Source organism: Candidatus Poriferisodalis sp. (genome assembly GCF_965204195.1).
GTDB lineage: Bacteria > Actinomycetota > Acidimicrobiia > Acidimicrobiales > Poriferisodalaceae > Poriferisodalis.
This window is the reverse complement of sequence record NZ_OZ241975.1, coordinates 1739733-1755686: the sequence shown is the minus strand read 5'-3', so window position 1 is coordinate 1755686 and position 15954 is coordinate 1739733. Positions and strand designations below refer to the sequence as shown.

Here is a 15954-nt window from a genome sequence, read left to right as displayed (position 1 = left end):
CCATGACAACCCAGGACCAGAGCCAGATCACCGAGTCGGTCCGACTCGAGCGCCGCGACGACGTGGCGTTGCTCTTCGTGAACAACCCGCCCGTCAACGCTCTGAGCTATCACGTGCGCCAAGGCCTCATCGACGGCATGGCAGCCGCCGAGGCCAGCGACGCAGCGGCCATCGTGCTCATCTGCGACGGGCGAACCTTCATCGCCGGCGCCGACATCACCGAGTTCTCCCAGCCGCCCAAGCCCCCCGCCCTCGTGCCCGGCCAGGAAGCCATGGAGAACTGCAGCAAGCCAGTGGTGGCTGCGATCCACGGCACCGCGCTCGGCGGCGGGCTGGAGGTCGCACTGTGCGCGCACTTCCGGGTCGCCATCAGCACAGCCCAGTTCGGCCTGCCCGAGGTGAAGCTGGGCCTGCTGCCCGGCGGCGGCGGCACGCAGCGCCTGCCGCGCATCACCGGCCCGCAGCGGGCGCTCGAGATCATGGTCAGCGGCGATCCCATCGGCGCCTCTGAGGCCCTGGAATGCGGCCTGATCAACGAGATCGTGGGCGACTCGCTGGCCGATCTCGAGGCGGGAGCGGTGGCATTCGCCCGCCGAGCCGTGGCAGAAGGCATGCCCCGCCCGCGTATCCGCGATCGCAACGATCGCCTCGAAGGCTTCGGCGCCGAGCAGTTCGCCGCCTTCCGGGCCTCGATCGCCCGGCGGACGCGAGGTTTCGAAGCGGCCGACTGCATTGTTCGCTGCGTGGAGGCGGCAGTCGAGACCGGGGCCAGCGGCGACTTCGAGGCCGGGCTCGCCGCCGAGCAGCGCATCTTCGGCGAGCTGATGGGCAGTTCGCAGGCCAACGCTCAGCAGTACTACTTCTTTGCCGAGCGAGCGGCCCAGAAGGTGCCCGATGTGCCCTGCGACACGCCGCCCGTGGACATCGCGCGGGTCGGCATTCTGGGCGCAGGAACGATGGGCGGCGGCATCGCCATGAACTTCGCCAACATCGGCATCCCGGTCACCCTCGTGGAACGAGACGAGGCCAGCCTCGAGCGAGGCCTCGGAGTAGTGCGACGCAACTACGAGCGCACCGCGGCGCGGGGCGGCATCTCGTCAGACGATGTGCAGACCCGCATGGACCTGCTCCAAGGCTCCACCGACATGGGCGACTTCGCCGACTGCGACCTGATGATCGAGGCCCTGTTCGAGAACATGGCGCTCAAGAAGGACGTGTTCTCCCAGCTCGACGGCATCTGCAAGCCGGGCGCGGTGCTCGCCACCAACACGTCCGCGCTGGATGTGAACGAGATCGCCTCGGCCACGTCACGGCCTGAGGCCGTCGTCGGCATGCACTTCTTCTCCCCCGCCAACGTCATGCGGATGCTCGAGGTGGTGCGCGGCGATGCCACGTCGCACACGGCCATCACCACTGCCATGTCGATCGGCAAGCGCATCGGCAAGACACCGGTGCTGTGCGGTGTCTGCTACGGCTTCATCGGCAACCGGATGCTGTTCATGCGCGGCATCGAGGCCGAGAAGATGCTGCTGGAGGGTGCCACACCGGCCCAGATCGACAAGGTCGTGTACGACTTCGGCTTCCCCATGGGGCCCTTCGCCATGAGCGATCTGGCCGGGCTCGACGTGGGCTGGAGCGAGGACACGTCGTCGAGCTCGACGGTGCGCGAGGTGCTGTGCGAGTCGGGCCGGCGGGGCCAGAAGAACGGCCGCGGCTACTACATCTACGACCCCGACACCCGGGCCTCGACGCCCGACCCGGAGGTCGAGCAGATGATCCGCGACTTCGCCGCTGAGCGGGGAGCCGTGCTGCGTGATGTCACCGATCAGGAGATCCTCGAACGCTGCCTGTACCCGATGGTCAACGAGGGCGCCAAGATCCGCGACGAGGGCATCGCGCTGCGGGGCAGCGACGTCGACGTCACCTGGATCAACGGCTACGGCTGGCCCATCTACACCGGCGGGCCGATGTACTGGGCCGACGAGATCGGGCTCGGCGAGGTGCTGGGCCGCATCCGCCACTACGACGAGACCCTGGGCGGTGACCACTGGACGCCGAGCCCGCTGCTGGAGCGGTTGGCAGCCGCGGGCGGCTCGCTGGCCCGCCACGAGAGCTGACCGCGAGAGGCTGGCGGACAGAATTGCCTGCGGCCAGAATCAATGGCGGGGCCGACCGAGGGAGAAGCCAGTGCTGACGTTCGAGCCCATCCATCCTGACTTCGGCGCCCAGGTCAGCGGCATCGACCTGTCGAAGCCGCTCGACGGCGCGGCGGTTGCGGAGCTGCACGACGCCGTCGACACCTACTCGCTGCTGCATTTCCCGGACCAGCAGATGTCCGACGAAGCGCAGCTTGCGCTTACCCGCACCCTCGGCGAACCCGAGCCGAACCATGTGGTGTTCGGCAAGACGGGCAAGGTCGAGTACTTCGGCACGATCGGCAACGTCATCGACGCCGACACCAAGCGGGACGAATCACACCCGCTGACCCACAACCAGAAGGGCAACAACCTCTGGCACTCGGATTCGTCATTCCGGCTCGTGCCGTCGTACGTGTCGATCCTGTGCGCCTACGAGGTGCCCGGCGAGGGCGGCGAGACGCTGTATGCGAGCCAGCGGGCCGCGTACGCCAGGCTCAGCCCCGAGCGCCAGTCCGAGATCGACGACCTGGTGGTGCTGCACGATTACGTGTTCAGCCGGACCAGGGTCGCCCCGGTCGATCCGAATCACGCCGCATCACTCCCGCCGATCCCCCAGCGGCTCGTGCGCACCAACCCCGGCAACGGCCTGAGGAACTACTACGCCGGCTCGCATGCCCGGTCGATCGTCGGCTGGCACGGCATCGACAGCCGCCGGCTCATCGACGAGCTGAACGAGGCCGCCACCCGTCCCGGAGACGAGTACGCGCATCGCTGGAGCCCGGGCGACACGGTCATCTACGACAATCGCTGCCTGCTGCACCGCGGCGCCGGCTACGACGCCGACCGCTGGCGCCGTTACATGCGCCAGACCCGCGTGCAGGGCACCGGCCCCACCCTCGACGAGTAGGACTACGAAGGTCTACGTGCGAGCAGCTCTGAGAGCTGCGGCCACCTCAACGGATCGATATTGCGAACTGGGCTACGACGCCGAGAGGTACGCGTCAAGCGCATCCCGGATGACTTGGCTCTCAGTCACGTCCTGGGCTGCGGCCTGCTCTTGGATGCGACGCTTGTAGCTCGGCGGGGCTCGGAATGTGTACACCTCTGCCCTCGCCTCGCCAAGCCGCGGAGAGCGTCGGCGGGTCTTGCGGATGGCGGTCAGCTCAGCGGGTTCGAATTCCCGGTTCTCAAAATCGGTGGCGATGGCGTTGATCTCGTCATCGGTCAAGCTGTTGCGCACGTTGCTGGGGTCGGTTTCGTCACTCATAGATGTTCTTTGGTGGGATAGGCACGGAATGCCCGTCGTAGCGGCATTGCGTGGATGATGAGGTCGGCGTCTTCGGCTTGCAGATACAGAACTTCGAGCAGATTTCCCGCGCGGTCGGGCCCGATACAGAGGCTCTTGATCGGCTCATGCTCGATGTCGATGTCGTAGAAGCCCATAGCGTTGTTCCAAGCGTGACGGATCTCGTCGTCGGCCACGCCATGGCGGTAGGCCGACTCATGGATCCACACTCCTTAAACGTAACACGTTTAAGGAGTTCTCGGTCAAGCTCCGTGTCACCAGCCGGGATGGCCCGCGTACGTCGGGTCAGTTGCCAGCTGCGGTGGCGATCGTTGACTCTGGTACGCCGGCGGCTCGGGCGCCGCCGCAGATGCTCTCCCACGTCTCGGCGGGCAGCGTGATGCCATTGGCCATGCGGTGCTGGCGCCGTTCGTGCTCGACGTCGCCGGGCAGCTTCACGGGCTCGGTGGGATCGATGGCGTCGGCGTCGTAGAACCAGTCGAGATAGTCGGCCGCGATGCCGTTATAGCCGTCATCGGTCTCGCCGACTGCCGCGTCCACTTGGGCCGGGTCGACGTACACCGACAGCATGCCGTTGGCGAAGCGAACTCGGCGCGGCCCGGCGGTGCCGGTGCCGGTAAGCGCTCCGGCCAGCAACTCGCACATCACCGAGATGCCCGAGCCCTTGTGCTCCCCCATCGCCCGCAGCGCGCCCGGCCCGTCCATCGAGTTGGGGCGCTCTCCCTCTTCGAACGTGTAGAGCACCCGCGGGTCGCCGGTGATCTCGCCGTCGCCGGACACCAGGGCGTTGCTAGGGACGGCCGGGCCGCCATGCAAGGCGACCATAGCCTTGCCCTCGGCCACCACCGACGTGGCGAAGTCGTGGATGACGGGGCGGCGACCGGCCACGGGCGCGCCATAGGCGCACGGGTTGGTGCCCATCCGTCGGGCCTTGGCGCCGAACGGGGCCACCAGGCGGCTGTTGGCCACGTTCACGAAGTGCACCGAGACCAGGCCTTCGGCCGCAGCCATCTCGGCATACTCGCCGATGCGGCCGAGATGGCCCGCATTGCGCAGCCCCACCACCGCGACGCCCAGTTCCTTGCAACGTTCGATGCCGAGCTGCACTGCGGCAGGCCCGACCGTCTGTCCCATGCCGTACTGGCCGTCCACCAGCAGCAGCGCGCCCGAGTCGATCAGCACCTTGAGCTCCTGGTCGGCGAGCTGGACGCCGTTGGCCAGCAAGTCCACATACAGCGCCGAGCGGATCACGCCGTGGCTGTCATGACCCGCCAGGTTGGCCCCGACAAGGCTGCGACCGATGCGCTCCGCCTCGGCATCGGAGCACGCCGTATGGCGGAAGATCTCGGCGATGAACTCTGCGAGGCGGTCATGGTCGATCACCACGTCGCTGTTCGCAGCGTCGTCGGTTGTGCTGGATTCGCTCATCGCCGCAGCGTACGCCGCCAGCTTGGACCGTTCTGCTGCGAATCGCTGCCGACCCGGATGCTTCACGCGTCTACACCGGCACAGGACCCGAGCGCCGCTGGCATGACGCGGTTCGGGCGCGGACCAAGCACCGCACATAGGCTCGCCCGGCGTGAGCGAGACCGGCGCGGCTGTGCAGGAGCAACCGCAGCGCTACGACGTGGTGGTGGTGGGCGCGGGCAACGCGGCGATGTGCGCGGCGCTCGCGGCCCACGAGGGCGGCGCCGAAGTGCTGGTGCTGGAACGGGCGCCCGAGGCCGAAGCCGGAGGCAACAGCCGCTTCACCGCCGGCGCAATCCGCTTTGCCTACGACGGCGTCGACGACCTGCGAGCGCTGGTGCCCGATCTCACCGACGCCGAGGTGGAGATGACCGACTTCGGCACCTACACCGAAGAGCAGTTCTACGCCGATCTCGGCCGCATCACCGACTACCGGTGCGATCCCGAACTGGCAGACACGCTCGTCACTCGCAGCAAGAGCACGCTGATGTGGATGGCGAGCCACGGCGTGCGGTTCGCGCCGATCTGGGGACGCCAAGCCTTCAAGGTGGACGGGCACTTCACGTTCTGGGGCGGCCTCACGGTGGAGTCGGTGGGCGGTGGCGAAGGACTCGTGGAATCGCTGCGGGCGGCGCTGGCTCGCAACCAGATCGACCTGTGGCACGAAGCCGCAGCACGCTCGCTGCTGACCGACGACAGCGGCGCTGTGCGGGGCGTTCGCGTGCGGCGCGGCGGCCGCCTGATCGACGTCGAATGCAGTGCCGTCGTACTGGCAGCCGGCGGGTTCCAAGCCAACGCCGAATGGCGCACCCGCTACCTAGGTCCCGGATGGGACCTGGCCAAGGTGCGCGGCACGCGCTTCAACACCGGCGACGGCATCGCAATGGCGCTCGACATCGGCGCAATGCCGTACGGCAACTGGAGTGGCGCACACGCCGTGGCGTGGGACTACAACGCCCCGGAGTTCGGCGACCTCGCCGTCGGCGACGGCTTCCAAAAGCACAGCTACCCGTTCTCGATCGTGCTGAACCAGGACGGCCAGCGCTTCGTGGACGAGGGCGCCGACTTCCGCAACTACACCTACGCCCGCTACGGACGCGAGATCCTGGCCCAACCAGGGCACTCGGCTTGGCAGGTCTTCGACGCCAACACCGAGCACCTGCTGCGCGACGAGTACCGCATCCGCCAGGTCACCAAAGTGACCGCCGACAGCATCGAAGAGCTCTGCGCGCGCATGGAGGACGTGCACACCGAGCGAGCGCTGGCGACCATCAGCGAGTTCAACGCAGCGGTCGACCGCAGCGTCCCGTTCGACCCCAACGTGCTCGACGGCCGCCGCACCCAGGGCCTCGGCCCCGACAAGACGAACTGGGCGATGCCGATCGAAACGCCGCCGTTCTCCGCATTCCACGTGACGTGCGGCCTGACCTTCACGTTCGGCGGCCTGCGCATCGACGAGACCGGCTGCGTGATCGACACCGACCTGCGGCCGATCAGTGGCCTGTATGCCGCAGGCGAGCTGGTGGGCGGCCTGTTCTACGGCAACTATCCCGGCGGTTCGGGCCTCTCCGCGGGTGCGGTGTTCGGCCGGCTGGCGGGCAGCTCCGCCGCCACGCACGCCACCGGCTGAGCAGTTTCTGCTCAACGGGCGGCGACTCCCCGGCGGGCGGTAGCGTCCAATCGCTATGTCCTCCTCGCCCGACAGCACCGGCTCGAAGATCGTCTACACCCACACCGACGAAGCGCCTGCGCTGGCGACCTACTCGCTGTTGCCGATCATCACGGCGTTCACCGATGCTGCAGGTGTCGATGTAGAGACACGTGACATCTCGCTGGCAGGGCGGATCATCGCGGCCTTCGGCGACATGCTCGAGCCGCATCAGCGAATCGGCGATGCGCTGAGTGAACTCGGCGAGTGGACCCAGGACCGCGGCGCCAACATCATCAAGCTGCCGAACATCTCTGCCTCGGTCCCCCAGCTCAAGGACGCCGTCGCCGAGCTGCAATCGAAGGGCTACGCAGTCCCCGACTATCCCGACGATCCCGCAGACGCCTCCGAGCGCGAGATTCGCGAGCGCTTCGACCGTGTCAAGGGATCGGCGGTGAACCCGGTGCTGCGCGAGGGCAACTCCGACCGCCGCGCCCCCCGCGCCGTCAAGGAATACGCGCGCCAGTACCCCCACTCGATGGGCGCCTGGTCACAGCAGAGCCAGAGCCACGTGTCGACGATGTCCGGCGGCGACTTCCGCTCGAATGAGCAGTCGGTCACGGCGGGCGGCGCCAGCTCGCTGAGCATCGAGCATGTGGACAACGACGGGAACGTTCGCCTGATGCGCAAGGTCCCCGTCGGTGCCGGCGATGTCGTCGACTCCACGTTCATGTCGGTCACCGCGCTGCGCGAGTTCCTCGATGATCAGATCGCCGACGCCCGCGCGGGTGGCGTGCTGTTCTCGCTGCACCTCAAGGCCACGATGATGAAGGTCGCCGATCCGATTGTCTTCGGACATGCAGTGCGAGCGTTCTTCGCACCGGTGTTCGACCGGCACGCCGAAGCGCTCGCGGCCGCCGGTGCAGACCCCAATGACGGCTGGGCCAACGTGCTGGCCGCCGTCGAGTCGCTGCCTGCAGCGCAGCGCGAAGTCATCGAGGCCGATATTGCTGCCACGCTGGCGGAGCGCCCGGGCATGGCCATGGTCGACTCCGATCGCGGCATCACCAACCTGCACGTGCCGAGCGATGTCATCGTGGACGCGTCCATGCCGGCCATGATCCGGTCGTCGGGCCAGATGTGGAACGCCGAGGGCAACCAGCACGACACGAAGGCCGTCATCCCTGATTCCAGCTACGCGGGCATCTACCAGGCGGTGATCGACGACTGCCGCGCCAACGGCGCGTACGACCCGACGACCATGGGCTCGGTGCCCAACGTGGGCCTCATGGCCCAGAAGGCCGAGGAGTACGGCAGTCACGACAAGACCTACGAGGTGGATGCTGCCGGGACCATGCGGGTCGCCACTGAGTCCGGCGAGGTGCTGATGAGCCACCAGGTCGCCGAGGGCGACATCTGGCGCATGTGCACCACGAACGACGCAGCCATCGCCAACTGGGTCGACCTGGCCGTCGAGCGCGGGCAGCTCACCGGTGCTGCGGTCGTGTTCTGGCTGGATGCCGACCGGCCCCACGATGCGCAGCTCATCGCCAAGGTCGATGCCCGGCTGGCGGAACGGCAGGCCGACGACGCCTCGATCGGCGAGCTCGACATCACGACCTTGGCCCCGGCCGATGCCTGCCGCTTCTCGCTGGAGCGCATCCGGCGCGGGGAAGACACCATCTCGGTCACCGGCAACGTGCTGCGCGACTACAACACCGACCTGTTCCCAATCCTCGAGCTGGGCACGTCGGCCAAGATGCTCTCGGTCGTGCCGCTCATGGCCGGCGGCGGACTCTTCGAGACCGGCGCCGGCGGCTCAGCGCCCAAGCATGTCCAGCAGATGGTGGCCGAGAACCACCTCCGCTGGGACAGCCTGGGCGAATTCCTGGCCCTGGCGGTGTCGCTCGAACATCTGGCCCGTGTGGCCGGCAACCCCGTCGCGCAGCTGCTCGCTGACACCCTCGACGCTGCGATCGGCACGTGGCTCGCAGAAGGCCGCGCTCCCAGCCGCCGGGTGAACGAGCCCGACAATCGCGCCAGCCACTTCCATCTAGCGAAGCACTGGGCCGACGAGATGGCCCGCCAAGGCACAGACGCCGACCTCGCCGAACGATTCGCCCCGCTGGCGGCGGCATTGGCCGCGAACGAGGGCCAGATCATCACCGAGCTCGTGGAATGCCAAGGCGTGCCGGTTGACCTCGGCGGCTACTACCTGCCCGACCCCGCGCTCGCCGAAGCCGCCATGCGGCCGAGCGCCACCTTCAACGACATCCTCGACGGCTTCCGCAGCGGTTAGGTGTCGAGCTCGGCCAGGCCGCCGGGGCCGAGCCGGCCGGTGTCGCGATAAGCCGCCAGCTTGTCCCGGCTGTCGGCGATGTCCAGGTTCGCCATGGTGAGCTGCCCGATGCGGTCGCCTGGGCCGAACGCTGCGTCTTCGACTCGTTCCATCGACAACCGATCTGCTGCGTAGGTAAGCGCTGGGCCGGTGGTGTCAAGCACCGAGTAGTCGTCGCCACGGCGCAGCCTCAGCGTGACTTCGCCCGAAACCGACGAACCCAACCAGCGCAGCAGCGAGTCGCGCAGCATCAGCGCCTGGGGGTCGAACCAGCGGCCCTCGTACAGCAATCGGCCCAGCCGGCGGCCCATCGTGCGGTAGTTGTCGAGCGTGGCCTCGTTGTGGATCGCCGACAGCAGCCGCTCATACGCGATGTGCAGCAGCGCCATCCCTGGCGCTTCGTAGATGCCGCGCGATTTGGCCTCGATGACGCGGTTCTCGATCTGGTCGCTCATGCCGAGGCCGTGGCGCCCGCCGACGGCATTCGCTTCCAGCACCAGCGCGACGTGATCGCTGCCCTCATCGCCTGAGGCCGAAAATTCCCGCCCACCGATTGCGACCGGCCAACCGGCCTCGAAGCGGATCGTGACGTCCTCAGTGTCGATTCCGACCGCCGGGTCCCAGTGGGCGACGCCCATGATCGGCTCCACGATCTCCATCGACGTGCCCAGGTCCTCCAGTTGCTTGGCCTCGTGCGTGGCGCCCCAGATGTTTGCGTCGGTGGAATAGGCCTTCTCGGTGGGGTCCCGGTACGGCAACCCGCGCGAGACCAAGAACTCGCTCATGCCGGCCCGCCCGCCCAGCTCGTCCACGAACGCCGAGTCCAGCCAGGGCTTGTAGATGCGCAGCCCGGCGTTGACCAGCAGGCCGTAGCGGTAGAAGCGCTCGATGTCATTGCCCTTGTACGTCGAGCCGTCGCCCCAGATGTCCACGCCGTCCTCGGCCATGGCCGCCACCAGCATCGTGCCGGTCACCGCTCGGCCGAGCGGCGTGGTGTTGAAGTACGTGCGGCCGGCCGTCGAGATGTGGAACGCGCCGCACTGCAGCGCCATCAGGCCCTCTCGCACGAGTTCGGCCCGGCAGTCCACCAGGCGTGCGGCGTGGGCGCCGTAGTCGAGCGCCCGCTGCGGCACCCCCGACAGGTCCGGCTCGTCGTACTGGCCCAGGTCGGCCGTGTAGGCACACACGAGCGCGCCGCGCTCGTTCATCCACGCCACTGCTGCTGAGGTGTCGAGCCCGCCGGAGAACGCAATGCCCACCCGCTCCCCCACGGGAAGCTCGGCCAGCACACGCGAACCGCCAGCAGACGCAGAACCAGTCGACATAGGCCACCACGGTACGGCGTCGGGCTGCCGGATCGACTGTGCTTTTCGGCCGACCCCACGCCGTCGTTCACCGCGTGGTGATCGGGCTGCGCGTACGCTCCGCCACGAAGAGGTGACTCATGAGCAACGGCGAGGCGACAGACACCACGAACGACACCGCCACCGGCCATTCCATTGCCGAGCTGCTGAGCGAGATGGTGCGCATCCCCAGCGTCAACCCGCTGCATCACGGACCGCGTTCGGGCACCGTCGCCGAAGCCGACATGGCCAACTGGGTGGCCGAACGAGCGGCAGCGCTGGGCGCCGAGGTCGAGCTTGACGAGATCGAGCCGGGGCGCCCCAACGTGTATGCCCGCTTCGCCGGCCGCACCGAGCGGATGCTCGCCGTCGATGTGCATCTCGACACCGTCGGCGTCGAGCACATGGAAGGCGACCCGTTTGAGGGTCGCATCAGCGAAGGACGAGTGTGGGGGCGGGGCTCGGTCGACACCAAGGCGACCATGGCCGTCGTGCTCGCCGTGCTGGCCGAGATGACCGCTGCTGGTCAGCAGCCGATGTGCACCGTCGAGCTGGTGGGCACGATCTCCGAGGAAGGCGGCGGCCTGGCCGGCGCATCCGCGTACCGGGACCGGCTGCTCGAACGCAACGAGCGCCGCGAACAGATCGTCGTGGCCGAGCCCACGATGTGCGCACCGGTGTACGGCCACAAGGGCGGGCTCGGTCTCGAAGTCTTGGTGGAGGGCCGTGCAGCGCACTCGTCCAAGCCCCATCTCGGCATCAACGCGCTGTCAGCCGGGGCCCGCATCGTTGCCGCCATCGACGCCGAGCAAGAGCGCTTGGCGAGCCAGCGCGAGGTCGGCGCGCTCGGCGCCGGCACCGTGTCGGTCAACGAGATGGGCGGCGGGCGGGCCCGCAACATCATCCCCGACCACTGCGAGCTGTACGTCGGCAGGCGCATCGCCAACGGCGAGGACTACGAGAAAGAAACCGCCCGTCTCACCGAGTTGATACGCGCCGCCGCCCTTCCGGCCCGCGTCAAGGTGCAGCTGGCGAACGGATTCGGCAGCAATGCGTTCTTCCAGGCACCTGGCAGCGATCTGGTCACCGCAATGGCGGAGATGTCAGGCCACAGCCCCGCCGTGGCCGATTTCGGCACGAATGCGCTGCGCTACAGCGAGGTGGCCGACCAGATCGTGGTGTTCGGCCCGGGTTCCATCGATCAGGCCCACCAGGCGATCGAATGGGTCGAGATCGCCGAACTTGAACGAGCGGCCGACGTCTACCGCCAGCTGCTCCGGCGCTAGCCATACACGCCCGACCTAGCTCCAACGGCCATTAACCCACTCTGACCGGTCTGTTTCTCGAGGTCACCCGGCAGCGGCGCAGGAGAACCGCAGCAGCACACTCTGCGAACCGTGTCACAATGCAAGTCACGGCAGAACACCACCGAATCTTGGGCGACAACCGGGCGACCGACGAAGCTGAGGGCGAACAGGCAGCGAACCACTGCGCTGATGAACTGCTCGCCCTCCAAAGTGAGATGGCCGCTGCGGGATTCGCCCGAGGGAAAGCGAACCGGCGCATCCGGCGGCGACACAAAACGCTAAGGCAAGAGCCCAAGGCTTCGACCGCGTGCGGCTACTGGTACGACGAGCACAACTTCGACAACGACTGCTGGGAAGCATGGAACGGCGCTGACACGGAAGAGCGGGTGCGGCACCTCGAAGCGGTCCTTGCGGGTCACGACGCGCGGTGCTAGCGCGAGGCGCCACCGAGAACCCGCGCTCCGCCGTTTGTCTGCGTGTCTTGTGCGCTTAACCCTCGCCCCGCGTACGGCGCTTGGAGCGCGGATCCGAGGTCACCGCGGGCAGAGCGATCAGATCTGATTCACCCCCTGCCTGAGACCCCCGGTGTCGGAGGGCAACAGGGCCTATTCGCCGTTGTCCTGCGCTGACCGCCGCGCATGGATCCACTGCGACAGAACCCCCAAGCCGATGAACACCGCGCCAGTGATGCTGCCGATAGCACCGAGGGTTTCGGCGCCCGCATCGATGAGCGCCAACGAGACGACAAGCACCACCGCCGCAACTATGCCGACGATTGTCACCACGGACCAAGTGATGTGCCTCGCTGTCCGGTTGCTGTCGAGTTGAGCTTCGTGAGAACGCCGAGAGCTGTTGTCAGCGAGTTCCAAGATCGACTTACCCGCGCCCGGCGAGGCCGCTTCGTAGGGGGGTTATATCGGGTGTTAGCCATTGATGTCACACCCCCCTTCTACGTTGGGGACATGAGCAAAGGCAAGGCCCCCGGACAGCATCAGCGCAAGGGCATGACGCTGATGGAGTTCTTCGACCGCTTCCCCGACGATGCCGCCGCCGAGCGGTATCTGGCTGAGGCACGCTGGCCTGACGGGCCGCGCTGCCCGCACGACGGCTGCGACTCTGCGAACGTGCAGATCGTCAAGAACCGCAAGCCGCAGCCGTTCCGCTGCCGGACGTGTCGCAAGCATTTCAGCGTGCGCACGAACACCCCCATGCACGCCAGCAATCTCGGGTTTCGGGTGTGGCTGCTGGCGATGTACCTGATGGTCACGGGGATCAAGGGCACAAGCTCGATGAAGCTGCACCGCGACTTGGGGGTGACGTACCGCACCGCGTGGCACTTGAGCCACCGGATTCGTGAGGCGTGGGCCGATCAGCAGTCGCTCAGCTTCTTCGACGGTCCCGTAGAGATTGACGAGACCTACATCGGCGGCAAAGCCAAGAACATGCACGCCAAGGATCGGGAGCGTCGGATCAGCGGCAGGGGTGGCGTGGACAAGGCCGCAGTCGTGGGCGCGAAGGACCGGGCGACTGGCAAGGTCTCAGCGGAAGTCGTGAAGGCTGTCGATGCGCCCACGCTGCGGGAGTTCGTGGACTCCCACGCGGCACCCGCTACGACCGTGTTCACCGATGGCGCTACCGCCTATCGAGGCCGTCAGAATCACCACGCGGTGCTGCACTCGCTGGGCGAATACGTCCGCGGCGAAGTCCACACCAACGGCATCGAGTCCCTGTGGTCAATGCTCAAACGGGGCTACGTCGGGACGTACCACAAGATGTCCGACAAGCACCTGCACCGGTACGTATCGGAGTTCGCCGGTCGCCACAATCACCGCCCGCTCGACACCGCGGACCAACTGACGCTGACCGTCAACAGCATGAACGGCAAGCGGCTGCCGTATGCCGAGCTTGTAGCGAACGCTCCCGCAGGGACAGCGGTTGAGCGTGATTACTGCGAGCCGTGGTAGCTCACGGGAGTACGGTAGGGAGCGTATGGCACACACACCGGACACCCCCGAAACTGACGCGCCCGAACGCACGGACCGCGAACTCGCTGAGCCGATCCCCGACAGCTTCGAGAATGTCGTGGCCGCGGTGATGCGCGCCCCCGCGAAGAAGAACTGGCGCTATGAACGGGACCGCTAGCAGTGACCCCCCCCCCCCCGCAACTTCGCTAGCCAGACGATTTGGACCGGTGACTGCCTCGACGTGATGCGAGGCATGAACAGCAACAGCGTCGATCTGATCTACCTCGATCCCCCGTTCAACTCCAACGCCGACTACGCCGCCCCAATCGGCTCACAAGCAGCCGGGGCAGCGTTCAAGGACACATGGGGATTAGACGACATCAACCTCGCGTGGCATGGCGAGATCAAGCACGAACAGCCCGGTCTCTACGACCTGCTGAACGCCACCCGGCGCATTCACGGCGACAGCATGATGTCGTACCTGATCTACATGGCGATCCGCGTCATGGAAATGCGGCGGCTGATGTCACCGACCGGCAGCCTGTACCTGCACTGCGACCCGACCGCGAGCCACTACTTGAAGCTGATGCTCGATGACGTGTTCGGCAGCCAGCAGTTCCAGAATGAGTTCATCTGGCATTACGGCGGCGGTGGCGCATCCAAGAAGCGATGGGCGCGCAAGCACGACGTGATCCTGTTCTACACGGCAGGCAGTTCGTGGACCTTCAACGCCGACGATGTGCGGACACCGCACAAGTGGACAGACGGCCAACGTCGCGCCGATGGCTCGCAACGTGACGAACGCGGCAAGCTGGGCGAAGACGTGTGGCAACACCACGGAGTGATGCCGTGGGCGAAAGAACGGGTCGGCTACCCGACGCAGAAGCCGCTCGCGCTGTTGGAGCGCATCGTCAAGGCATCGAGCAAGCCCGGTGACGTGGTGCTAGACCCGTTCTGCGGCTGCGCTACCGCGTGCATCGCTGCCACACTGAGCGGACGCCAATGGGTCGGGATCGACATATCCCCGAAAGCTGCCGAGCTAGTGGCTATGCGGATGCACGACGAAGTAGGGGTGCTGTACGACGGCCTGCACCGCACCGATATACCCGAGCGCACCGACTTGGGGAAGCTGCCCGCCTACAACTGCACCAAGAACAAGAAGTGGCTGTACGGCGAGCAAGGCGGCTACTGCAACGGCTGCTCAACGCACTTCAAGATTCAGAACCTCACCGTCGATCACATCATCGCCCGAGCCAAGGGCGGCACCGATCACCTGAGCAACCTGCAACTGCTGTGCGGGCACTGCAACAGCGTGAAAGGCGATAAGCCGATGGAGTACCTGCTGGCGTGCCTTACGGACAAGGGCTGGATCAAACGCCAGTTCGCGGAAGCGGTCTGAGCGGTCCACTACGGTCGCGCTTGTCGTGAACACCGCCCTTCGGGGTGCAGTCGAGAAACCAGAGGGTCCTTCACGGGTCCCTTCGGCTCGGCTGCGTTGGTGTTCACGACAGACCCCGACCCTCTGACCGAAGGGACCCACCTGTGAACGACGAAGCTCAGTCGGAGCCGCGTAAGCGGTTCTGGACGAAGCCGAAGATCATCATTGCCAGCATCCTCGTCGTGCTGATCGTGTACGGCTACGCGTGCGGTCCTGAGACGCTGTGTCTGGTGCAGGGCGGCGAGCCGGTCGGCAACGCGTTAGGTGCCGAGTGGTGCGAACTGGACGGCAACAACGTCCCGAGCGATGGGGATTTCCGGCTGAACTGGTGACGCTTTGGCTAACACCCGATATAACCTCCCTTCGTAGCGTTCGAACTCGGACGCCGGCGGTAGCGGACCGGCGTAGCTGAGGCTCGTCGTTCGTTCGTAGTGCTCGACCTCTTCGTCAGATTGGTTGTCTTGTTTCGAGACTTCCTCTCCGGTCACGGCTTCGCTGATCCCGCTTCGGCCAAGTCATCCATGGCACGTTGAATATGCGTGCCAGCGAGTGTCCAGCTTATGAACGATTGTCCTGTGGCTGCTTTCCAGTTGTCCTGTGCCGACTCATCGACGCGTTGACGATCGCCGAGGCTGAGGACGGTGGAGACATACACATTCCATGGCCCCCGCGGGTTCAAGTGCGCGAGTGACGAACGCAACCTCGGCGCTGTGAGGCTGAGAAACAGGTCCGTCTCGGAACGATCAATGCCGACCGGAGTGCGCAGACGCGAGTGGGGCATGTCCGCAGCGTAACGCTCCTAGAACCACACATCTCTGCGCCGCGGCCAAGTGATCGCGCAGACGCTCCGCTGCCTTCGGGGCACTTCATTCGATTCGGGAATCGCTCGGGCAAGGCTTCGGTGCACAGCACCGGTCCCGCGGCACTCACTCCGAGTGCGTCTAGCAAGTCCGCGACTGGCCGCGCGCGCTCTATGACGTACCGCTCGCATCACCCACCCGGTGA

General features: G+C 66.6%; 15 protein-coding genes. 10 read left to right on the top strand and 5 right to left on the bottom strand.

Annotation, left to right across the window (positions count from 1 at the left end; all coding sequences use genetic code 11):
• Nucleotides 1-2 precede the first annotated feature (2 nt).
• Nucleotides 3-2117 carry a 3-hydroxyacyl-CoA dehydrogenase NAD-binding domain-containing protein gene (locus ACOGI8_RS07745; RefSeq protein WP_419856293.1) on the top strand — a complete coding sequence of 705 codons (2115 nt, stop codon included), beginning with the start codon at nucleotides 3-5 and terminating at the stop codon, nucleotides 2115-2117.
• A 70-nt stretch (nucleotides 2118-2187) separates the two neighbouring features.
• Nucleotides 2188-3045, top strand: coding sequence for a TauD/TfdA dioxygenase family protein (locus tag ACOGI8_RS07740; RefSeq protein ID WP_419856292.1), 858 nt, complete (start codon nucleotides 2188-2190; stop codon nucleotides 3043-3045).
• A gap of 72 nt (nucleotides 3046-3117) precedes the next feature.
• Here ACOGI8_RS07740 and ACOGI8_RS07735 read toward each other — a convergent pair whose 3' ends face one another.
• From ACOGI8_RS07735 to ACOGI8_RS07725, 3 genes are all read right to left on the bottom strand, one after another.
• Nucleotides 3118-3405, bottom strand: a complete 288-nt coding sequence (locus ACOGI8_RS07735) for a ribbon-helix-helix protein, CopG family (RefSeq protein ID WP_419856291.1) — start codon at nucleotides 3403-3405, stop codon at nucleotides 3118-3120.
• A complete protein-coding gene (locus ACOGI8_RS07730) occupies nucleotides 3402-3653 on the bottom strand; it encodes a hypothetical protein (RefSeq protein WP_419856290.1) in 252 nt (83 codons plus the stop codon). The genes ACOGI8_RS07735 and ACOGI8_RS07730 overlap by 4 nt, the downstream gene beginning before the upstream one ends.
• Before the next feature lie 76 nt (nucleotides 3654-3729).
• A complete protein-coding gene (locus ACOGI8_RS07725) occupies nucleotides 3730-4872 on the bottom strand; it encodes an Ldh family oxidoreductase (protein WP_419856289.1) in 1143 nt (380 codons plus the stop codon).
• Nucleotides 4873-5023: 151 nt separating this feature from the next.
• Here ACOGI8_RS07725 and tcuA point away from each other — a divergent pair, with 151 nt between their 5' ends.
• Together tcuA and ACOGI8_RS07715 are read left to right on the top strand one after the other, a co-directional pair.
• Nucleotides 5024-6541 (top strand): FAD-dependent tricarballylate dehydrogenase TcuA, encoded by a 1518-nt coding sequence (gene tcuA / locus ACOGI8_RS07720; protein ID WP_419856288.1) that lies wholly within the window; start codon nucleotides 5024-5026, stop codon nucleotides 6539-6541.
• A 55-nt stretch (nucleotides 6542-6596) separates the two neighbouring features.
• Nucleotides 6597-8858, top strand: a complete 2262-nt coding sequence (locus ACOGI8_RS07715; RefSeq protein ID WP_419856287.1) for an NADP-dependent isocitrate dehydrogenase — start codon at nucleotides 6597-6599, stop codon at nucleotides 8856-8858.
• On the opposite strand, the gene argG is transcribed toward ACOGI8_RS07715, so the two are convergent.
• Nucleotides 8855-10222: an argininosuccinate synthase gene (argG, locus tag ACOGI8_RS07710; protein WP_419856286.1), complete on the bottom strand. Its 1368-nt coding sequence runs from the start codon at nucleotides 10220-10222 to the stop codon at nucleotides 8855-8857. The genes ACOGI8_RS07715 and argG overlap by 4 nt on opposite strands.
• A 119-nt stretch (nucleotides 10223-10341) precedes the next feature.
• Between argG and ACOGI8_RS07705 the strand changes: the two genes are divergently transcribed.
• Nucleotides 10342-11526 (top strand): M20 family metallopeptidase, encoded by a 1185-nt coding sequence (locus tag ACOGI8_RS07705; RefSeq protein ID WP_419856285.1) that lies wholly within the window; start codon nucleotides 10342-10344, stop codon nucleotides 11524-11526.
• Between the two features lie 119 nt (nucleotides 11527-11645).
• Nucleotides 11646-11981 (top strand): hypothetical protein, encoded by a 336-nt coding sequence (locus tag ACOGI8_RS07700; protein WP_419856284.1) that lies wholly within the window; start codon nucleotides 11646-11648, stop codon nucleotides 11979-11981.
• Nucleotides 11982-12152: 171 nt separating this feature from the next.
• Here ACOGI8_RS07700 and ACOGI8_RS07695 read toward each other — a convergent pair whose 3' ends face one another.
• Nucleotides 12153-12332 carry a hypothetical protein gene (locus ACOGI8_RS07695; RefSeq protein WP_419856283.1) on the bottom strand — a complete coding sequence of 60 codons (180 nt, stop codon included), beginning with the start codon at nucleotides 12330-12332 and terminating at the stop codon, nucleotides 12153-12155.
• A 177-nt stretch (nucleotides 12333-12509) separates the two neighbouring features.
• On the opposite strand from ACOGI8_RS07695, the gene ACOGI8_RS07690 reads away from it, so the two are divergent.
• The 4 genes from ACOGI8_RS07690 to ACOGI8_RS07675 all read left to right on the top strand — a co-directional run bounded on the left by ACOGI8_RS07690 (nucleotide 12510) and on the right by ACOGI8_RS07675 (nucleotide 15281).
• Nucleotides 12510-13511 (top strand): IS1595 family transposase, encoded by a 1002-nt coding sequence (locus tag ACOGI8_RS07690; RefSeq protein ID WP_419856282.1) that lies wholly within the window; start codon nucleotides 12510-12512, stop codon nucleotides 13509-13511.
• 25 nt (nucleotides 13512-13536) lie between these two features.
• A complete protein-coding gene (locus ACOGI8_RS07685) occupies nucleotides 13537-13689 on the top strand; it encodes a hypothetical protein (RefSeq protein WP_419856281.1) in 153 nt (50 codons plus the stop codon).
• A gap of 75 nt (nucleotides 13690-13764) precedes the next feature.
• Entirely contained in the window at nucleotides 13765-14910 is a 1146-nt protein-coding gene (locus tag ACOGI8_RS07680) for a DNA methyltransferase (RefSeq protein WP_419856280.1), read from the top strand.
• Nucleotides 14911-15053: 143 nt separating this feature from the next.
• Nucleotides 15054-15281, top strand: coding sequence for a hypothetical protein (locus ACOGI8_RS07675; protein ID WP_419856279.1), 228 nt, complete (start codon nucleotides 15054-15056; stop codon nucleotides 15279-15281).
• Nucleotides 15282-15954 lie beyond the last annotated feature (673 nt).